Raw genomic sequence first — 20,393 nt, 5'->3', positions numbered from 1 at the left:
ACCAATTACAGGCGACCCAGTAGTTGGCTATAAAATTAGTGCTTTAAAAAGCGCTAAGGATTATAAAGTGTTATGTTAGTAAACGCAATCAAATAATCAGCTTAATAAAGGTAAAGTCAGATATTAATTGCATTTACAATATCAAAAAAACTAATGATTAAATAACTTCAATCTTAAATCCATAGGCTGATTTTTGTGTTGCTGTTAATTTTAATGGTTTATTAATACGACATGATTCAACACAAACCATAGATTGATATTCTTCATCGGCAAAATCAGCCATCGCTTTAGCTTTATCAATCCAAGGATTCCAAGTCACGACATCACTTGCATTAACATTGGTTAATTTGATTGTTCTTTTACCATCGGCGATAGTTATTACGTCATCGGCATTGGTATAAATGCGATCAACTTCTTGATTTACAGTAAGTTGTCCTTGAACTGCCGGTTTATTTTCAACCGGTAAGCGTTCTTGATAAGAATCACCTAAACCTTTAACAATAACATCATGAATATTATTAATACCCAAATAAGTATGTAGGGCACTGGTTGCCTCAAAATCCCCTTGGCAAGATAGTGTTACCTCACAGGTTTGTCCAACATGGATAGTTAACCATGCATGAAAAGGTTTTGTGAAAAAACGTTCTGTTTGTTGATTATTGGTTAATGATAACGTGAGATCCACACCATTATTATCTTCTTTGCAAGAATCTAATTGCCATTCAACAAGACGCGCAAAACCATGCATTGGATCGCCTAATTTACCAAACCATGGCCAACAAACTGGCACACCGCCTCTAATTGCCACTTCCTTTTTAAAATTAGCTTTTTGACTTAACCAAATCACGGGTGTAGTTTCTGTTGACGGTTGCCAAAATAATAGATGAGCACCTTGTAACGATACTGCAGCTGAACATGTTTTATGTTTAATTACTAAGACAGGTAATTCACCAAATGTACTTTGATTGACTGATGCACTCAATGATGCTCCTGAAGCCTGGCTATCTAAAATCTGTTTAACGATACTCATATTTACTCCTAAATATTTAATTTACATGGCGAACATTGCCTATAATTTAATGCTAATTGTACGCGCGTTATTCAAATTATAAAAACGGAATAAAGGCAATAAAAGCTTTTTTTACTAAATTGGAGTAATATAGCCAGCTATTTCTTATTAGTACGCATACTTTATTTTAAAATTTGAGGAAAGGCATATGTTTGATTATAAAATCCCGTTGAGTTTATATATACATATGCCATGGTGCGTACAAAAATGTCCATATTGTGATTTTAATTCACATAAAATGAAAAAAACGCCTGATTATTCCGCATATATAGACCATTTAATTAATGATTTAAAACAAGACATCATGCTTTGTAATAATCGCGCTATCCACTCAATTTTTATCGGAGGCGGTACGCCAAGTCTTTTTTCTGCTGAGTTAATTAATAACTTATTAATCAATATTAATAAAATTATCCCCATAAATCACGACGCCGAAATAACAATTGAAGCCAATCCCAATTCCGTTGATGTAGAAAAATTTAAAGGGTATCAACAAGCAGGAATTAATCGAATATCAATTGGGGTACAAAGCTTTCAGGAAGATAAACTTATAAAATTAGGGCGAGTTCATAATCCACAAGAAGCCATAGATGCTGGCGAATTTGCACACGGCTTAAATTTAAAAAGCTTTAATTTAGATTTAATGCATGGCTTACCAAAACAAAGCCTTGATGATGCCTTAAATGATCTAAAACAAGCAATTGCAATCGCTCCACCACATTTATCATGGTATCAATTAACTATTGAACCTAACACATTATTTGGCTCTAAACCGCCTATTTTGCCTGATGACGATATGCTCTGGGATATTTACCAACAAGGTCATCAATTATTAACAAAACATGGTTATGAGCAATATGAAACATCAGCTTATGCGAAGCCGAATTATCAATGCCTACATAATTTGAATTATTGGCGATTCGGTGATTATATCGGTATTGGTTGTGGTGCTCATGGAAAGATAACCCAAAATGATGGAACTATTATTCGCACGGTAAAAACCAAACATCCTAAAGGCTATCTAGAAGGACGTTATTTAGAACGTTCTTATACTGTTGCAAAAGATGAGTTAGCCTTTGAATTTTTTATGAACAGATTTAGACTATTTGAACCTACACCTAAGTCTGAATTTGAACAACGAACTTTTTTACCGTTGCAATCCATTGATAAACCAATCTCACTGGCTATTGAAAAAAATTATCTGATTGAGGATAACCAAAACTGGCAAATAACTGACCATGGTAAGTTATTTTTAAATTCATTACTTGAAATATTCTTATACTAAAATTAGTAGCAGATAAATATTTACTACTTTTTAACAAAAAAAATACTAACTATTTAAATAAATATATGCATATCTTTACTTACATTTATTTAAAAAGAGAGGATACTATATATAGCAATGCATTTATTTCATTGTTTTCCTATTCCTTATGTTTTCCCAATAACCTCGTTATTGGGAGTTTTTTTGTTTTTTAGAAAAAAATAATAAGATTAATTATATTTTATGATAAAAATTTTTGAATCTCGATGAGCGACGATGTACCTTCCATTGGCCCTTTACAAGATGAAGATAAAGCATAACTAGCATTTGCATATTCTAAGGCTTGTTCGATTGTAAATCCTGTGAGTAATAAACTCACGAATGTTGCATCAAAACAATAATCAGCACCTGAATAGTCAATGATATCCATATCAAAACCTTTAGAATAAATCATATTAATATTATTTCTATTATCGTATACATAACAATTAGCACCGTCACCGCCTTTCTTCACCACAATATACTTGATACCTTTTTCCATTATAGAACTAATAATTTCTTTTTCACTACCATGGTTTTCTGCAAAATATTTGACTTGTTTTTCGTTAATCAACATGATATCGGTATATTCTAAAATATAACTAAAAGACTGTTCTATTTCACGAATTTCAGACATTTCTTTATGTAAATTAGGATCAAAAGAAATTGTCCCACCATTACTTTTAATAAAATTCATTGCTTTACTTATAGCGTCAATGGCTCTAAATGAATAAAGCGATGACCCCATAATATGTAAATGATTGCAGTCTTTCAATAAAGCTTCATCCACATGATCAAATGAAATTAGACTACATGCACTGTTCAAAATGTTATAAATTAAACTTCGCTCTTTTGGAGCAATTTGTGTGGAAAAAGCAGTAGCTGTTTTTACTTTATTATGAGATGTTATACCTTTAACATTCACACCATCTTGTTTAAGTCGATTAATACACATCTTTCCAAAAGGATCTTTACCCACACAACTCAAAAAGATGACCGGAAAACCTAATTTGGCAACTTGGTTGGCAAATATAGCTGGTGCCCCACTAGGATATGGTCCAATATATTCACTTGTCTGATCAAATCGTTGATTGAACTCCTTAGCGACAAATTCAACAAACAACTCCCCTAATGTACATATTTTGACTTTCATGCTTATTAGACCTCCAATACATTATGGTAAGTCACACAATATTTATCCGTTGTAACCTGTTTAAAATTGGAATTAAGCAATTGTTGATGATACTCATTTACAACAGATCTTGATAAAACAATGACGTCTGTATTTTTTAGTTTACCGATAGTATTATTTTCATTGATTTTCATTTGGGGGGGTAAAATACCTATAGAATGATCTGCATTTTTTAATATTTGTTGATAGATTTCTTGATGTTCAATATCTTGAATAACTAAATAATCATTAGCATTTATAGCTGAAAATTCGAAAATGAAATTGGAAAAAGAAAATTGATTTATAATAGAGCTAGAAAGGTTAGAATGTTTCAGTACATTAGATTTATCTAAAACTCCACCAATAAGAATAACTTCAGCATCCGAAAATTCTTTCACTAATTGCGCATTATTTAAATCATTCAAAATAACTGTTAAATATTTTTTATTATGGAGAAACGGAATTAATTTCCGAATCAAACTACCATGACTTAGAAATATTGTATCTCCATTATTAATATAATTAAGACAAGTTGTCACTAATTTAATATCATTGTTATCAACATTAAAATATGACGCCAAACGACTTGGGTATACACTTGTTGAATTGTTTATAAAATCTTCTGGTGAAATATAGATTGCTTTACCAAAAAAACGTTTTAAATACCCTTGATGTTCTAAATATGTTAAATCCTGACGAATCGTAACGTGGGAAACTTGAAGTATATCGGATAACTCATCAACCTTTATTTCACCACATTTGCGTACAATTTCTGCAATTTCCAATCGTCTTTTTAATAGGGCTGAAGATACTTTAGCCATTACATTTCCTATGTTATATATAAATTCCTAGGACAAAATAATAAAATTTATAATATAAGTAGTCAAATATAAACCAGATTAAGTGATTAAAATACATATAATACTTAATGAGTTATTATTTTAATTTCTATGTTTCAGGAATATATTTAACTCTAAAAAATTACTTTAAAAGCTAAGATATTAGCTTAATGATCGGTTACACAATCGAGGATTAAATATCTAATTTATTATCAATATTTCTACAAATTTTTAGTATATTCAATTGATGATAATCAATATATGAAAAATTAAATTATTAATAATATAATAATTAACTCTATATGGCCAGTTTTAGGAATAAAACATTTCTAATCGGTTATCAATTATTCTTTTATCATTAACCATTTCAAATGATTCCAAAATGCCTTCCCAAGTAATACCTAGAACAATTAACATTCCTTCAAAATCATAATAATAACGTATCTGATCTTCAATAACACTATCTTTAAATCTATAGTTATGATTAAATTCATCAGCTAATTCAAACGGGTAACCAATCTTAAAACCAAAGCCAAGGTAACTTAAAATTTGATTAGCTTTATCAATTAAAAAAGCGTTATCCGTAACTTCTTCAATTGATAATGCCTCAACGCGATCTAAAATATAAAAAAATTCAATTTGATAACCACCTTTTGCTATTCCTTGGACATCAGCATAACTGAAATCTTCAATAGTTTGATATTGATCTGAACTAAAAAAATCATCAATATTGAGCATACTAAATTTTGTTTTATCATACATATCAATTAAATCGCTTTCCTATTTTCCGTTTGATCTTATTCAAACTAGATAATTCAACTATCGCCAAGATTGAAGTTTATTTTCTTTTTAAGATAATCCTTAAATCATCACCCACAGCAACCACCGATTCAAATTGAAATTGGGGCGCTAAAGATAATTTTGTAAGATTAGTTAAAACACATAAGTCTTTGGCATTATGCCCTAGCAATTTAGGCGCATAATAAATAATGAGTTCATCAACTAAATCTTGTTCAATAAATGCTCCAGCCAGATGTGCTCCCGCTTCAACCCAAGCAGAATTAATTTGGTTTTTGCCTAATTCTGTTAATAATTCGACTAAATCTATCTGATTTTGGGCTGAGGATTCAATAATTAGCTTGGTATTGGGTTTAATTATTGGAATATTTTGCTTGCGGACTATCCATGTTTCACCCGATTGACTAAAGATATTTTCATTGCCAGTTAATCGATTTTGACTGTCTATAATAACGCGAACTGGTTGTCGAATACTTTCTAAGGGATAAATTTTTCTAATCTCATCAGGTAATTCATCGTATCTAACTGTTAAACTGGCATTATCTTCTTGAACGGTTGCTCGGGTACTCAAAATACAACTGGCCTGCGCTCGATATTGTTGTACATCTTGTCTTGCCACACTTGAAGTAATCCATTTACTTTCACCCGATGCCATAGCAATTTTACCATCTAACGAGGCAGCAAGCTTAAGTTGAACATAGGGTATCCCTGTGCGCATACATTTTAAAAAACCTTTATTAATCGCTTCGGCTTGTTCATGTAAAACACCAACCATAACTTCAATACCGGCGTCTTTTAAACGTTTAATCCCTTTACCTGCAACGTTGGGATTAGGATCTTGCATCGCAATAACAACCCGTTTAATTCCAGACCTAACAAGAGCATCAGCACAAGGAGGGGTTCGGCCATAATGGCTACAGGGTTCAAGTGTTACATAAGCAGTGGCATCTTTAGCTGCATCACCTGCCATTTTTAATGCGTAGACTTCGGCATGTGGTAAGCCCGCTTTTAGATGAAAACCTTTACCAATAATCTGATCATTTTTAACAATGATACAACCTACATTAGGATTTGGAGGAGTCGTAAAACGGCCAAGTTTAGCAAGCTCAATAGCTTGCTGCATATAAAATTGATCTTTATCCATAGTCATTGTGTTAAATTGGATTATTTTTGTTGCAACTTAGCAATTTCATTACTGAATTGTTCAATGTCATCAAAACTGAAATAAACAGAAGCAAAACGAATATAAGCAACTTTATCGAGATTTTTTAGTTCTTCAATAACAAAATTACCAATTAATTTGGCTGGTACTTCGCGTTCACCTGTTGCTCTTAGTTTTGATTTAATTCGCGTGATGGCATCTTCTATTGCATCAAAACTCACTGGGCGTTTTTCTAGCGCTCGTTTTATACCATTACGAAGTTTATCTTCATTGAAAGGTTCGCGAACTTTATTGCTCTTGATAACATTAGGCATAATTAACTCTGCCACTTCAAATGTGGTAAACCGTTCATTACATTCGACACATTGTCGACGGCGACGAACCTGAAAACCTTCACCCACTAATCGAGAATCAATAACTTTTGTATCATCTGCATTACAAAACGGACAGTGCATAAATATATCCTGATAACGTTTCAACTTACATTACAATAGCCGAAATTAGTCATTTAAACAAGATTACAGCTAAGTTATATATACTCTAAAAATTTGTAAGCAAACTAAATGATAAAAATCCGTCACCAATCTGGTGACGGCAATCAAATTTACCATGTTAATGAGATTAAGAAATCACGTAATTTAGTAAAATCATCCGGCATATAGTGAGAAAGTAATGGCATCTCAGCTCTTTCAGCCAAAGCTGATGGTAATGAGATTGATCGACCAAGGATATCTTCAACCACTTCTTTGAATTTAGCTGGATGAGCTGTTCCTAAAAATAAACCATACTCTCCTTCTTGCAGCTGATCGCGTAATGCTCTGTAGGCAATAGCACCATGAGGCTCAGATAAATAACCTTTTTTATCCAATTCCTGAACTGTTTTTATTGAAACTTCGTCAGAAACAGCAGCATGTCCTAATGATTTAAGTACCCAACCTTCTCGCTGATAAATTTCTTCGATCCTTGGCCAGTTGTTTGGTTGACTTACATCCATAGCATTAGATAATGTTGCCACGGTTTTATGCGGTTCCCACTTACCGGTTTCTAAATAACGAGGAACAGTATCATTAGCATTTGTCGCAGCAATAAATCGTTTAATAGGTAATCCCATGGTTTTTGCCAGTAAACCAGCCGTTAAATCACCAAAATTACCACTTGGTACGGAAATAACTAATTGTTCACGTTGTTTGGCAGTAAGTTGCGCATAAGCTTCAAAATAATAGCAGATTTGCGCTAAAAGCCGACTGATATTAATTGAATTAGCTGAGTTTAAACCAATGATGGTTTTTAGTTCTTCATCATCAAATGCTTTTTTAACTAAAGCTTGGCAGGCATCAAAATCACTTTGAATAGCAATGGTGTGAATGTTATCACCTAACGTACAAAAGAGCTTCTCTTGTAATGGGCTAATTTTACCTTCTGGATATAAAATCACAACGCGAATATTCGGTAGGTGATAAAATGCATGGGCAACAGCAGCACCAGTATCTCCCGAAGTTGCGGTCAAAATGGTGATTTTTTTATCGGCAGCAACTTGGACTAAAGCTTGTGCCATAAAGCGTCCACCAAAATCTTTAAATGCTAATGTCGGGCCATGATAAAGTTCCAATGATCCAATATCATCTTCTACCGATTTAACAGGGGCGGTGAATTGGAAAGCATTTTGCACTAATCGATGCATATCATTATCGTTAATTTCATTGCCAATAAAAGCGGATAAGATTTTGGCACTGCGTGTAATAAAGTCCATTTTTAATAATGCTTCTATTTCTTGCGCAGAAAATTTTGGCAACTGTTCAGGGAAAAACAGGCCTTGTCCTCTTCCTAATCCTTGTTGTACCGCCTGCGCAAAACTAACCTGCTCGGAATGATCTTTTAAGTTATACAGTTTCATAATGTTTTCCAATAATTTTATACTTTAATTGTTTTCTTTTTGATTTAATCTTATTGTTTTATTTAATAACAATTAACTTAAATCTCTCTTGCACCTTGTGGATCTATTTTACAAATGTGCGTAAAACCATCTTCATTTTGTAAATAAGAACTTTTCAACAATGACTCTATCTGTTTTGCAGTTTCAAGATTATCTGCTACCACAAACATTGTCGGTCCTGAGCCAGATATACCAGAGGCTAATGCGCCAAGTTGTTTTACCTTTTTTTGTGTTGCATCGAAATTAGGTAGCAACTGTTTACGATAAGGCTCGGCAATATTATCAATCAACATTGCCGCAGCAAGTTTGGGTTGTTTGCTATAACAAGCATGTAAAAAACCACCTACATAACGACCATGCGCAACACAATCTGCTTTTTGATATTGAGCAGGTAATATTGCTCGAGCTTCAGCAGTAGAAACTTTAATACCTGGATAAGCCATTACCCAATACCAATTGTCAAAATGCGGTATTGACTCACTTATCACCCCCATTTCATCAAGGATAAGTTGCATTCCACCTAAGTAACAAGGAGCGACATTATCATAATGCACGCTACCAGAAATTCGGCCTTCTAATTCCCCCATCATGGAAAGCATTTCATATTGATTAAATGGTTCATCAAAAAATTTATTTAATGCCACAAAAGCACCAACGACAGAACAAGCACTTGAACCCAATCCAGAACCAATTGGCATGTTTTTTTCAAGCGTTATGTTAACCGGTAATGTTTTACCCATAGCCTTACAAAAACGTTGCCAACATTGATAAACAATATTGTATTTGGGATCCTTGGGCAATTTTTTAACAAATTGCCCTTTGCTTGTAAGGCTAAACTCAGTTGCCGACTCAATGGTAATACAGTCACCTAACATCGCCCCACTAATTGGATTGATTGCTGCACCTAAAATATCAAAGCCTACACTAATATTTGCCATTGATGCTGGTGCATAAACAGTTAATGATTTATGACTCATTTAGCCTCCAATTTTTCCAGATGTGGTTCGTAAAATATCAGCAAACACACCCGCTGCTGTTACATCATTACCGGCACCGTAACCACGTAGTACTAATGGAATTGGTTGATAATATCTGGTATAGAATGCTAATGCATTTTCACCATTTTTAACTTTATAAAGAGGATCTTCAGTATCTACGGCTTCTATTTTGACACTACATTGATCTCCATCGATGTTAGCAACATAACGTAGAACTTTTCCTTCTTTAGCGGCTTTTTCTGATTTTTCTTTAAATTGTGCATCGAGTTGTGGAAGTTTTGCCATAAACTCATCAATATTGCCTTGAGAATATTCTGCTGGTAGCACTGATTCAACATTAATTTGATCCAGTTCAAGTTGTAATCCTGCTTCCCTTGCTAAGATTAATAGTTTTCTTGCTACGTCGGTTCCGGATAAGTCATCACGCGGGTCAGGTTCGGTAAAGCCTTTCTCTTTCGCCAACTTAGTTGCTTCTGATAATGACATACCTTCATCTAACTTACCGAAAATAAAAGATAATGAACCCGATAAAATTCCGGAAAACTTAATTAATTCGTCACCGGCATTAAGCAGATTCTGTAAGTTCTCGATTACCGGTAGCCCGGCACCAACGTTGGTATCATATTGGAATTTACGCTTACTATTTGCTGCTTCTTGGCGTAAACGAAGGTAATAAGCCATTGAACTGGTGTTGGCTTTTTTATTTGGGGTTACCACATGGAAACCATTAGCCAGAAAATCAACATATTTATCTGATATGTCACTACTTGAAGTGCAGTCAACTAAGATTGGATTAAGTAATCGATTGTTTTTAGCAAATTCAATAATACCGTTTAGATTATAATTGGTTTCACTTTGTTTTATTTGATCACGCCAATTATCTAAGTTAATTCCATCACGATTAAGTACTGAGTGTTTGGAATTAAATAAACCACAAACCCGCAAGTCAATTTGTTTATTTTTAAGCCATTTTTGTTGACGGCCGATTTGATCCACCAAGGCGCCACCAACACCACCAACACCAATAACAAATACATCTAACATTTTGTCGGTACCAAATAACATTTGGTGAGTCACTCGAACCCCCATTACAGCAACATCATTATCAACCACAACTGAGATTGAGCGTTCTGATGAACCTTGGGCAATTGCCACAATGTTAATATTGGCGCGCGCTAATGCGGTAAAGAAGTTAGCCGATAAGCCACGTAAAGTACGCATGCCATCACCAACTACAGAGATAATTGCTAATTTTTCAATTACTTCAATTGGTTCGAGTAGGCCATCTTTTAATTCTAAATAAAACTCTTCACTCAATGCCTCTTCCGCGCGGTATAGTTCGGTTTGAGGCACACAAAAACTAATACTATATTCAGACGATGATTGGGTAATAAGTACGACAGAAATACCGGCATATGACATAGCGGAAAAAACCCGCGCCGACATACCAACCATACCTTTCAATCCTGGACCTGATACATTTATCATGGCCATATTATTTAAATTAGTAATACCTTTAACTGGTGTTGAACTATCAATCACATTAGCGCCGATTAAAGTACCTGGAGCATCTGGATTATTGGTATTTTTGATTAAACATGGAATTTGAAATTGCGCAATCGGTAAAATCGTTCTAGGGTGAAGCACTTTAGCACCAAAATAAGATAGCTCCATAGCTTCTTGATAAGACATTGTTTGTAGTAGTTTGGCATCTGGCACAATTCGCGGATCACAGGTATAAACTCCATCGACATCGGTCCAAATTTCACAGCTATTGGCACGTAAACAGGCGGCTAATACTGAAGCCGAATAATCTGAACCGTTACGCCCTAAAACAACTAATTCACCCTTTTCATTACCTGCGGTAAAACCTGGCATCAAAATTATATTTTCTGGAGGAATACACATTTCACTGATTCGTTGAGATGACTCGACAATATCAACGGTCGACTCTAAATAATCGCCTTGCGCAATTAACATTGCCACAGGATTAATAACAGTTACTTCATACCCTTTTGCTTTTAGCAATTCTTCCATAATAGCAATCGAAAGTTTCTCACCTCGACAAATGATTGTGGCATTAATACTATCCGGACATTGACCTAATAGTCGAATACCTTCTAACAGTTGTTTGACATTATTTAACTCATTAAGAGCAAACTTTTTCATTTTTTCATAGGCAAAATTAGGAAGCGTTTCGGCAATACCAGCTAATAAGTCAGCAAAGATTTTTTCAGCATCGTAGATATTGGTTTGGATATCTTGCTTGGCAACTGTTTTTTCGACCATTGCAACTAAATGATTGGTAATTTTAGCGGGTGCAGATAAAACCGTTGCCGTCTGTTCTTGTTTAGCATTATTTTCAATAATCTCTGCTACACGCAAAAAGCGTTCTGCGTTGGCAACAGATGTTCCTCCAAATTTTAAAACTTTCATATCACACCTTACTTATTTTTCTAATTTATGCCAATAATAATTCAAAATACCATTTTTAAAAGATATGCATAAAATGAATATTTTGAATTGTTTTTACTTTAATTTATGTTTTAGAATTTTTTTGTATTACAAAGTAAAAAACCCGCCTTTTTTGGCGGGTTTTTCGATATTTTTTAAGGAAAAATCAACCCGCCCTATAATTGATAATAGTGCCGGTGGTACCAATAATGCTTGAAATCATCATTACCATTTTATTATCTTTCCTAAAATAAACTCTAAACAAAACAGCCCGACATTTTCATGTCAGGCTGTAAATAACTAAAATACCTTTTTGCTGTTTTCGTATTCATTGACTACTTTGTTTAATGCTTGATAGATACTTTCAGCATTTTGTTTTTGTAATGCTTCATCAAGTATATTGAGATACGATAACATTAATTTCTGATTATCTTCAGCAAATTGTGGTGAAACCTCCTGATCTTCATATAACATGACATAAGTGCGTGCAAACCCAAAAATCAAAAAGTAAACGGCTGCGTTACTTGGATCTTCTTGGATTAATATCCTCATAGCCTTACGTAGTTTTACGTACGAATCGGTACCAGGCAAGCTTGTCGCAAATGTTTTTGTTACTTCAGAAAATGTCATTGCTAAAACCTCAATCAAAATCACAAGCGAAAAGGATAGCAATCCATTAACATAAGTGCAAGTCTATTTTGTTTAACAATTCTATTTTTTTATTATTTTTTGCCAAAGGCATTATATCATTCAATGCCTTTGGGATTTTTGTTTAAACTCCTTTACTAACAGCTAAGCCTGCCGAGGCTTGTGCCACCGGCATAATTTCAATTGAATTGACATTAAAATGACTTGGTGTATTCACTAACCATGAGACAGTATTAGCGATATCTTCTGGAGTGATAAAGTCCACATCTTTATACACCGCAGCTGCTTGTTCGGCATTGCCATGGAATCGCACATTGGAAAATTCGGTTCCTCCACACAATCCTGGTTCAATGTTTGTTACTCTAATTTTTTTACCTAATAAATCTGTTCTTAAATTAGCACTAAATTGTTTAACGAATGCTTTGGAAGCACCATAAACATTACCACCTTTATAAGGATAAGTACCCGCGACAGATCCAAGATTAATGATGTAGCCACTATTGCGTTCAACCATTACCGGTAAAATTTGATGGGTTAAATGAACTAAACCAATGACATTAGTTTCAATCATTGTTTGCCAATCATTGTAGTCAGCTTCATATGCAGGTTCTAAACCTAAAGCTAATCCGGCATTGTTAATTAATATATCAATAGGCTGAAATTCTTTAGGTAATTGTAATAAAATTGTTTCAACAGAGTCTTTTTTGCAAACATCTAGAGTTAAAGGTAAAAAGTTATCTCCTAACTCTTGTTCCAGTTTTTGTAAGTTATCAAGTCGTCTTGCTGCACCAATTACTCTATAGCCATCTGCGATAAGTTTTCGACAAATAGCTTGACCAAATCCAGACGAAGCGCCGGTAACCAAAACAATATTCATATTCAATCTCCTTCAATACTCATGGTAGTTATATTAAGTACACATTTGTGATATAGAAAGAAAACAACCATAAGTAAAATAGTAAAATATTATCAATTAGCTTAATAGCCTAAATATTGATAAATTTTTTTGCATAACCTAGAAAAAACCCGCTAAAAAGCGGGTTCATATCGTATATTTCATTTAGATGGTTCTTCGGATGGCTCATCATCTTTCAAAGGAACAATCAACGTATCAATATGGGTATTGTTGATTAATTGACGAGCTGAAGACATTAATTTACTCCAAAAATCTTGGTGATGACCACAAACAACCAGATCCGCACCATATTCATGAATAGCTTCAATTAATACTTGGCCGAATTCACCATTACCAGAAAGAGTATGTGCAATTGGATAACCTGCATCAGCCGCTAATTTATTCAATGCGATATGAGCATCTTCATTAATGCGATCTTTCATATCATTCATATTAATATCAACTAAACCAGTATAAAGATCAGAATAGTTAATACCCACATGAATAAGTGATATTTGAGCATTATATGGTCTAGCCATAGAGACTGCTTTTTCAACAAGAACTTCACTTTCAGGTGATAAATCGACTGCGACTAAAATATGTTTATAAGCCATAATATCCACTCCTTCCTATTTTGATGCTCTAATTAAATTAAAATTTTATACTTCCTTTTTACTACTAAATTAATTTTTGAGCAAGCCAAAAAAGTGACCCAGATAACAATATTGAAATCGGTAAAGTAAGAACCCAAGTAAGCGCGATATTTTTAATCGTTTTACTTTGTACTCCCCCACCATCGACAATCATGGTTCCGGCAACCGATGAAGAAAGAACCTGCGTTGTCGATACCGGCATTCCGGTATAACTTGCTATACCAATAGATAACGCCGTAGTTATTTGCGCCGAAACTCCTTGTGCATAAGTCATTCCTTTTTTACCTATCTTTTCACCTATAGTGATGGCTACACGTCGCCAACCAATCATAGTTCCTACCGCAAGCGCCGAGGCGACACCAATAATTATCCAAATAGGTGCATATTCGACTGTTTTTAATAAATCATCATTTAATGATTTTAAATACTGCTTATCTTTATTTGATATATTGGGTTGTTTAGCTACATGTGATACGGTATCAGACAAACATAATAAAATACGTCTAGCTTGTGAACGTTGATCAACATTAAGTGAGTCATAGTCATTGATTTTATTAAATAGATTGTTAGCAATACCCAAGGTGATAAACGATTTTGAATAATCACAATGATATTTATTTAAATCATTTTCTGGGATTGCAGTATCTACCGCTGATTGTTTACCAATTACTGAATTAAGATCTTCATTATGAGAAACAAAGTATTCTTCAATATTATGAATCGCATTTCTGGTATTAGTAATCTCATAGGTTGATGCACCCATGTTAACAATAAAACCTGCCGGTGCAATCCCCATTAAGACTAGCATCAATAAACCAATCCCTTTTTGCCCATCATTTGCACCGTGCGAGAAACTTACACCTGCTGCTGAAATAATAAGCATTATACGAATCCAAAATGGCGGCTTCTTTTTACCATATAGTTTTTCACGCTGTTCTGGTGTCATAAAAATTCGTTCTCTTTTTTTACTACGTTTTTTACCTTGTCCTTTACGTGTCCAATATTTGCGTAATAAAAAAATCATTAAGCCAGCTATAACCAGACCAACGATAGGTGAAATAATTAATGATAAAAAGATTTGAATCATTTTAGGAATATTAAGTGCCTCAATGATAGATGTATCCATAATAAAGGCATTAGCCAATGCGACACCAATAATAGCACCAATCAGAGTGTGGGAACTAGAAGCAGGGATACCTACATACCAAGTACCTAAATTCCAAATAATCGCGGCAAATAAAATTGAGAATACCATTGCCAGTCCATGAGCAGAACTTACATTCAGTAATAAATCTGTAGGTAAAAGATGAACAATTGCATAAGCAACACTCAGTCCACCAAGTAATACCCCAAAAAAGTTAAACATACCGGCCATAAAAACAGCGAGCTGTTCCTTTAATGCTCGAGTATATATTACTGTCGCAACAGCATTGGCGGTGTCATGAAATCCATTAATTGCCTCATAAAAAAGAACAAAAAACAGCGCCAAAACTAATAATATAATGGTAGAAAAGTCTAAATCAGCAAATAGATGAAACATAATATATCTTTCTGTTGTTAATAGCGACTCTATTATCCTTGAGAATAACCTAATGAGCAAAACAATTTTTACATTTTTCGCTTCGCGTAATGAGAAGCTAAAACAGCACAGATCATTAATTGTACTTGGTGAAAAATCATTAGCGGCAAGATTATTATTCCTGTTATCGACATAGGAAAGATTACACTAGCCATTGGAATACCACTGGCTAAGCTTTTTTTAGAACCACAAAACACGATGGTAATTTCATCTTCTTTACTAAAACCCAATAATCGTGAGCTATAGGTTGTAATCAATAACACAATTGTTAATAAAATTATTGAATAAACAATGATCTCCACAAGAGATAACAAGCTGACTTTAGACCAAATACCATTCACTACCGCGTCACTAAAAGCGACATAGACAACTAATAATATTGATATACGGTCGGTTTTAGAAATCACACTTTTATATTTATCAACCCATTTGCCAATAAAACGTCTCGATAAATGACCAATAATAAATGGCAACATCAGTTTAAGCATAATAGATTCAATGGCATCTAATATATTCATCGAAGCAGCAGCTTGCGTTTGCATCAATACGCCTACTAATACCGGTGTAATAAATACACCTAACAATGTAGAAGCCGATGCACTACAAATTGCAGCAGCGACATTGCCTTTTGCAATTGAAGTAAAGGCAATTGCCGACTGAACTGTAGCCGGGAGGACACAAAGATAAACAAAGCCCAAATAAAGATCTTGTGATAAAAAAGTGGGGACGAGTACTTGCATCATTACCCCTAAAATCGGGAATACGACGAAAGTAATGAGAAAAATTAATAGATGCAACCGCCAATTTTTTATGCCGACAATGATCGCCTCAAACGACAGTTTTGCCCCATGCATAAAAAACAATAAACCTATAGCAAAAGTGGTAAGATTTTCAAAAATAACTTTTGCTTCTCCTTCACATGGAAAAACAGTTGCTGTAGTTACAACACAAATCAAAATCAGTAAAAATGAATCAATTTTAAAACGTTGAAGTATATTCATGATAGTTGTTTGATTAGTTAAAAAAATCGCCACAAAAGTGGCGATGTAGCTGTAAATATGAATTATTCTAAGAAACTACGAAGGACATCAGATCGGCTAGGATGACGTAATTTACGTAATGCTTTCGCCTCAATTTGACGAATACGTTCACGTGTTACATCAAATTGTTTACCGACTTCTTCAAGCGTATGGTCAGTATTCATATCTATACCGAATCGCATACGTAAGACTTTTGCTTCACGTGGTGTTAAACCAGATAAAATATCACGCGTTGCGCTACGCAAACTTTCAGATGTCGCAGCATCCAATGGTTGCTCAAGTGCAGTATCCTCAATAAAATCACCTAAATGTGAATCTTCATCATCACCAACCGGTGTTTCCATTGAAATTGGCTCTTTAGCAATTTTTAATACCTTCCGAATTTTCTCTTCCGGCATTTGCATGCGTTCAGATAATTCTTCTGGCGTTGGCTCACGACCAATTTCTTGTAACATTTGACGAGAAATACGATTTAGTTTATTAATTGTTTCAATCATATGCACTGGGATACGAATTGTTCTTGCTTGGTCAGCAATAGAACGAGTGATAGCCTGTCTAATCCACCAAGTTGCATAAGTAGAGAATTTATATCCTCGGCGATATTCAAACTTATCAACCGCTTTCATTAATCCAATATTACCTTCTTGGATAAGGTCTAGGAACTGTAAACCACGGTTGGTATATTTTTTAGCAATTGAAATTACTAGACGTAAGTTTGCTTCAACCATCTCTTTCTTCGCACGTCGTGCTTTGGCTTCACCAATAGACATTCTTCTATTAATATCTTTGATTTGTTCAATAGAAAGATTCGTTTCTGTTTCAATTTTTTGTAAAGCACTAATTTGCTCTTTAATTGACAATTCAAACTCTTTTAATTTAGCGGCATATGCATTTTTACTAGTAGACGCTTTTATATACCAGTCCATGCTATTTTCATTTCCAGTAAAATGCGTCATAAACTGTTTTTTTGGCATTTTGCATTGTTCAACACAAATTCGCATAATAAAACGTTCGTGCGTTCTTACTCGATCCATCATACTTCTCATATTATTAACGAGAATATCAAACTGCTTGCTAACCAATCGAAATTGTTTAAAAACTTCGGATAGGTTTTCAATTTCTTGCTGTGCTTTTTTATGAGCACGACCATATTTTTTTATTGATGCAGAGGTTTTGTCATGTTGTTCTTGTAATTCAGCAAATTTTGCTTTTGCAACTTCAGGATCTATAGAAACATCATCATCAGCTGAAGAGTCACTATCTTCTTCACTTTCATCATCACTATCGTCAATATCAACATCTTCTACAGCATCGTCTAATTCTTCAGGAAGTTCTTCTTCTGCTCCTTCAGCATTAGGATCGACAAAGCCAGTGATAAGATCAGATAAGCGAACTTCACCACTTTCAACTAAATTATATTGTTCTAAAAGATAAGTAATCGCTTCTGGATATTCAGATACTGAGGTTTGAACTTGATTAATACCATCTTCAATACGTTTTGCGATATCAATTTCGCCTTCACGCGTTAATAGTTCAACTGCACCCATTTCACGCATATACATACGTACTGGATCAGTAGTTCGACCTATTTCTGATTCGACATTAGATAAAACTAATGCTGTAGCTGCTTCAACGGCCTCTTCATCCGGAACATTATCGGAAAGTAATAATTCATCTGAGTCTGGGGCTTCTTCAAGTACTTGAATGCCCATATCATTGATCATTTGGATAATATCTTCAATCTGATCTGAATCAATGATTTCTTCAGGCAAGTGATCATTGACATCAGCATAGGTCAGGTATCCTAGCTCCTTTCCTCGGATGATCAGGAGTTTTAACTGTGATTGAGAATTTTGCTCCATAAAGGTATCCACATTTAGTTATTCGGTCATGTATATTATATATGTAGAATAGAAAATAATTTTCTACATATACCCTAAATATTTAGTCTTTTTTTGATAAAACAAGTATTAATGTCGCTAATTCTTTTTTCTCTGCGGTACTTAATCCGGAGACTCTCTCTTTTGCGATCAGTTCATCTTGCCTTTGGGCGAGTATATTATCATATAACTCTTTTAAAGTATGAGAAAAAATTGACTCTATTTCATCATCTTGGTAATGGTACTCCCATGTAGCTAAACGACTTAGCTGTTTATAAAATGGTCGACTGATACACTCTGTTAATATCTGTGCTGTAGTTATATTTGGGTATTGTTGGCATAATTCAAGTAGCTCAATAAATATATCTATGCCAGCTAAATTAACTTGTCGCATAACATTAATATCTGAAACCATTTTAGCCATATCAGGATATTGCAGTAATAAACCAATCAAAATTCGCATAGTAGTTAATTTCATCTGCGGTGCAGATACTGGTTCAATAGGTTTATTTTCACCTTTGTTTTGATCAGTGGCAATGAGTTGTTCTATTTGTGATATATCAAGTAGGCCTAAATAACGACCTAATTCCTGAAGCAAGTTAAGCCTAAATGCTTTTGCTTTGACCTGCTCAAGCAAAGGTATGGCCAGTGAACTCAATTTAGCTTTACCTTCAGCGGTTTTTAGATCAACTTGTTTTAATAATTCATCAAACAAAAATTCAGACAGATTAGGCGCATTTTTTACATAATCTTCAAAACCATCTTTACCAACTTTACGTACGAAGCTGTCAGGATCTTCATCTTGCGGTAAAAAAGCGAAAGTAATTTGTTTACCATCAATCAAACAAGGTAGTAATACGTTCAGTGCTCGCCAAGCAGCACTTCGCCCTGCATTATCACCATCATAACAAAATATGACAGAATCAGTTGCTCTAAATAATAATTTAATATGTTCTTCAGAGGTTGATGTACCCAATGCAGCAACTGCATAATCAATACCGTATTGGGCCAGTGAAACGACATCCATATATCCTTCAACCACAATCAGCTGCTCAGGATTTCGATTAACCTCTTGTGCTTCATAAAGACCATACAATTGGAAACCTTTATGAAAAATAGGCGTTTCGGGTGAATTAATATATTTAGCTGAATCATTGATAATCGTTCTACCTCCAAAAGCAATGACATTACCTTGCCTATCGCGAATTGGAAACATTATACGACCACGGAAACGGTCATATTGATTACCACTATCATTAGTAACTAACATGCCAGCTTGATTATATAATTTCGTTTCAGCTTTAGTTTTTACTACATTTTGTGAAGTTAAACGCCATTCATTAGGAGCATAGCCTATTTTATATCTAGTTATAATTTCTTGATTTAAACCACGTTGCTCAAGATACATATGAGCATCTTTTGAAGTTGATAAAGCTAGTTGTTGTTGGTAGAAATCGGTGATTTTTGCCATCAAGGAGTAGAGATCACGACGCAAATTACGTGATTCAATTTGCTTTGATTGATCAGCTTGATTACTATCACCTTCCGTGTAAGGAACACGAATACCTTGCATACTAGCAATTTCTTCAATGGCTTCAGGAAAGGTTAATCGTTCATACTGCATTAAAAAATTTACAGCAGAGCCTGATGCACCACATCCAAAGCAATAGTAAATTTGTTTTTTTTCATTTAATGAAAAAGAAGCCGTTTTTTCATCATGAAAAGGACAACAACCGAAATAATTATTTCCCTTTTTTTTCATTTTAACGCGCTTACCTATCACATCAAGAATACTTGTGCGGGCAAGCAAATCTAAAATAAAATCGCGAGGAATAAGACCTTTCATGATAAAATTCAACCAATTATGGCATTATCAAAAGACAACAAGCCGTAATAATAATACGGCTTGTTAAAATTGTTTATATCTAGAATATAAAAATTAATATAGACGAGTGCGACGAGCGTTTTCTC

At 34.2% G+C, this 20,393-nt stretch carries 17 protein-coding genes; 1 reads left to right on the top strand and 16 read right to left on the bottom strand.

All coding sequences use genetic code 11. The features are described 5' to 3' along the window. Positions 1-157: 157 nt before the first annotated feature. Entirely contained in the window at positions 158-1,030 is an 873-nt protein-coding gene (locus B6C99_RS01170; protein WP_086358155.1) for a D-hexose-6-phosphate mutarotase, read from the bottom strand. A 187-nt stretch (positions 1,031-1,217) separates the two neighbouring features. Between B6C99_RS01170 and hemW the strand changes: the two genes are divergently transcribed. Next, positions 1,218-2,354, top strand: coding sequence for a radical SAM family heme chaperone HemW (hemW, locus tag B6C99_RS01165; RefSeq protein ID WP_086358154.1), 1,137 nt, complete (start codon positions 1,218-1,220; stop codon positions 2,352-2,354). Positions 2,355-2,574: 220 nt separating this feature from the next. On the opposite strand, the gene B6C99_RS01160 is transcribed toward hemW, so the two are convergent. From B6C99_RS01160 to dnaG, 15 genes are all read right to left on the bottom strand, one after another. Next, positions 2,575-3,525, bottom strand: coding sequence for a sugar kinase (locus B6C99_RS01160; protein WP_086358153.1), 951 nt, complete (start codon positions 3,523-3,525; stop codon positions 2,575-2,577). A 5-nt stretch (positions 3,526-3,530) separates the two neighbouring features. Then, the gene (locus B6C99_RS01155; protein WP_086358152.1) at positions 3,531-4,364 is read right to left on the bottom strand and encodes a DeoR/GlpR family DNA-binding transcription regulator; all 834 of its coding nucleotides are present in this window, start codon (positions 4,362-4,364) and stop codon (positions 3,531-3,533) included. Between the two features lie 330 nt (positions 4,365-4,694). Then, positions 4,695-5,144 (bottom strand): hypothetical protein, encoded by a 450-nt coding sequence (locus B6C99_RS01150; protein WP_086358151.1) that lies wholly within the window; start codon positions 5,142-5,144, stop codon positions 4,695-4,697. 76 nt (positions 5,145-5,220) lie between these two features. Continuing rightward, positions 5,221-6,324: a bifunctional diaminohydroxyphosphoribosylaminopyrimidine deaminase/5-amino-6-(5-phosphoribosylamino)uracil reductase RibD gene (gene ribD, locus B6C99_RS01145; RefSeq protein WP_086358150.1), complete on the bottom strand. Its 1,104-nt coding sequence runs from the start codon at positions 6,322-6,324 to the stop codon at positions 5,221-5,223. 20 nt (positions 6,325-6,344) lie between these two features. Further along, positions 6,345-6,797 carry a transcriptional regulator NrdR gene (gene nrdR, locus B6C99_RS01140; protein WP_034882816.1) on the bottom strand — a complete coding sequence of 151 codons (453 nt, stop codon included), beginning with the start codon at positions 6,795-6,797 and terminating at the stop codon, positions 6,345-6,347. 149 nt (positions 6,798-6,946) lie between these two features. Next, positions 6,947-8,236 carry a threonine synthase gene (gene thrC, locus B6C99_RS01135; protein ID WP_086358149.1) on the bottom strand — a complete coding sequence of 430 codons (1,290 nt, stop codon included), beginning with the start codon at positions 8,234-8,236 and terminating at the stop codon, positions 6,947-6,949. 77 nt (positions 8,237-8,313) lie between these two features. Next, the gene (gene thrB, locus B6C99_RS01130; RefSeq protein WP_086358148.1) at positions 8,314-9,252 is read right to left on the bottom strand and encodes a homoserine kinase; all 939 of its coding nucleotides are present in this window, start codon (positions 9,250-9,252) and stop codon (positions 8,314-8,316) included. Further along, positions 9,253-11,709 (bottom strand): bifunctional aspartate kinase/homoserine dehydrogenase I, encoded by a 2,457-nt coding sequence (thrA, locus tag B6C99_RS01125; RefSeq protein ID WP_086358147.1) that lies wholly within the window; start codon positions 11,707-11,709, stop codon positions 9,253-9,255. Positions 11,710-12,027: 318 nt separating this feature from the next. After that, positions 12,028-12,357: a hypothetical protein gene (locus B6C99_RS01120; RefSeq protein WP_086358146.1), complete on the bottom strand. Its 330-nt coding sequence runs from the start codon at positions 12,355-12,357 to the stop codon at positions 12,028-12,030. A gap of 142 nt (positions 12,358-12,499) precedes the next feature. After that, positions 12,500-13,252 carry an SDR family oxidoreductase gene (locus B6C99_RS01115; protein ID WP_086358145.1) on the bottom strand — a complete coding sequence of 251 codons (753 nt, stop codon included), beginning with the start codon at positions 13,250-13,252 and terminating at the stop codon, positions 12,500-12,502. Between the two features lie 179 nt (positions 13,253-13,431). Then, positions 13,432-13,884: a universal stress protein UspA gene (gene uspA / locus B6C99_RS01110; protein WP_034882809.1), complete on the bottom strand. Its 453-nt coding sequence runs from the start codon at positions 13,882-13,884 to the stop codon at positions 13,432-13,434. Positions 13,885-13,948: 64 nt separating this feature from the next. Next, entirely contained in the window at positions 13,949-15,463 is a 1,515-nt protein-coding gene (gene pitA / locus B6C99_RS01105) for an inorganic phosphate transporter PitA (RefSeq protein WP_086358144.1), read from the bottom strand. Positions 15,464-15,531: 68 nt separating this feature from the next. Beyond that, positions 15,532-16,503: a bile acid:sodium symporter family protein gene (locus tag B6C99_RS01100; RefSeq protein ID WP_086358143.1), complete on the bottom strand. Its 972-nt coding sequence runs from the start codon at positions 16,501-16,503 to the stop codon at positions 15,532-15,534. 62 nt (positions 16,504-16,565) lie between these two features. Then, on the bottom strand, positions 16,566-18,404 hold the full coding sequence (gene rpoD / locus B6C99_RS01095; protein ID WP_086358142.1) for an RNA polymerase sigma factor RpoD: 1,839 nt from the start codon (positions 18,402-18,404) through the stop codon (positions 16,566-16,568). Positions 18,405-18,486: 82 nt separating this feature from the next. Next, a complete protein-coding gene (gene dnaG / locus B6C99_RS01090) occupies positions 18,487-20,268 on the bottom strand; it encodes a DNA primase (protein WP_086358141.1) in 1,782 nt (593 codons plus the stop codon). Positions 20,269-20,393: the final 125 nt, after the last annotated feature.

Origin of the sequence: Gilliamella sp. N-G2 (assembly GCF_002142215.1) — a bacterium.
Taxonomy (GTDB): Bacteria; Pseudomonadota; Gammaproteobacteria; order Enterobacterales; family Orbaceae; genus Gilliamella.
Note: the sequence above shows the minus strand (reverse complement) of the source record. Positions and strands in the feature narration are given on the sequence as shown.

Bases quoted from the DNA above. Each gene is read 5' to 3' on its own strand.
- B6C99_RS01170 (WP_086358155.1), bottom strand. From the start codon at position 1,030: ATGAGTATCGTTAAACAGATTTTAGATAGCCAGGCTTCAGGAGCATCA.
- hemW (WP_086358154.1), top strand. From the start codon at position 1,218: ATGTTTGATTATAAAATCCCGTTGAGTTTATATATACATATGCCATGG.
- B6C99_RS01160 (WP_086358153.1), bottom strand. From the start codon at position 3,525: ATGAAAGTCAAAATATGTACATTAGGGGAGTTGTTTGTTGAATTTGTC.
- B6C99_RS01155 (WP_086358152.1), bottom strand. From the start codon at position 4,364: ATGGCTAAAGTATCTTCAGCCCTATTAAAAAGACGATTGGAAATTGCA.
- B6C99_RS01150 (WP_086358151.1), bottom strand. From the start codon at position 5,144: ATGTATGATAAAACAAAATTTAGTATGCTCAATATTGATGATTTTTTT.
- ribD (WP_086358150.1), bottom strand. From the start codon at position 6,324: ATGGATAAAGATCAATTTTATATGCAGCAAGCTATTGAGCTTGCTAAA.
- nrdR (WP_034882816.1), bottom strand. From the start codon at position 6,797: ATGCACTGTCCGTTTTGTAATGCAGATGATACAAAAGTTATTGATTCT.
- thrC (WP_086358149.1), bottom strand. From the start codon at position 8,236: ATGAAACTGTATAACTTAAAAGATCATTCCGAGCAGGTTAGTTTTGCG.
- thrB (WP_086358148.1), bottom strand. From the start codon at position 9,252: ATGAGTCATAAATCATTAACTGTTTATGCACCAGCATCAATGGCAAAT.
- thrA (WP_086358147.1), bottom strand. From the start codon at position 11,709: ATGAAAGTTTTAAAATTTGGAGGAACATCTGTTGCCAACGCAGAACGC.
- B6C99_RS01120 (WP_086358146.1), bottom strand. From the start codon at position 12,357: ATGACATTTTCTGAAGTAACAAAAACATTTGCGACAAGCTTGCCTGGT.
- B6C99_RS01115 (WP_086358145.1), bottom strand. From the start codon at position 13,252: ATGAATATTGTTTTGGTTACCGGCGCTTCGTCTGGATTTGGTCAAGCT.
- uspA (WP_034882809.1), bottom strand. From the start codon at position 13,884: ATGGCTTATAAACATATTTTAGTCGCAGTCGATTTATCACCTGAAAGT.
- pitA (WP_086358144.1), bottom strand. From the start codon at position 15,463: ATGTTTCATCTATTTGCTGATTTAGACTTTTCTACCATTATATTATTA.
- B6C99_RS01100 (WP_086358143.1), bottom strand. From the start codon at position 16,503: ATGAATATACTTCAACGTTTTAAAATTGATTCATTTTTACTGATTTTG.
- rpoD (WP_086358142.1), bottom strand. From the start codon at position 18,404: ATGGAGCAAAATTCTCAATCACAGTTAAAACTCCTGATCATCCGAGGA.
- dnaG (WP_086358141.1), bottom strand. From the start codon at position 20,268: ATGAAAGGTCTTATTCCTCGCGATTTTATTTTAGATTTGCTTGCCCGC.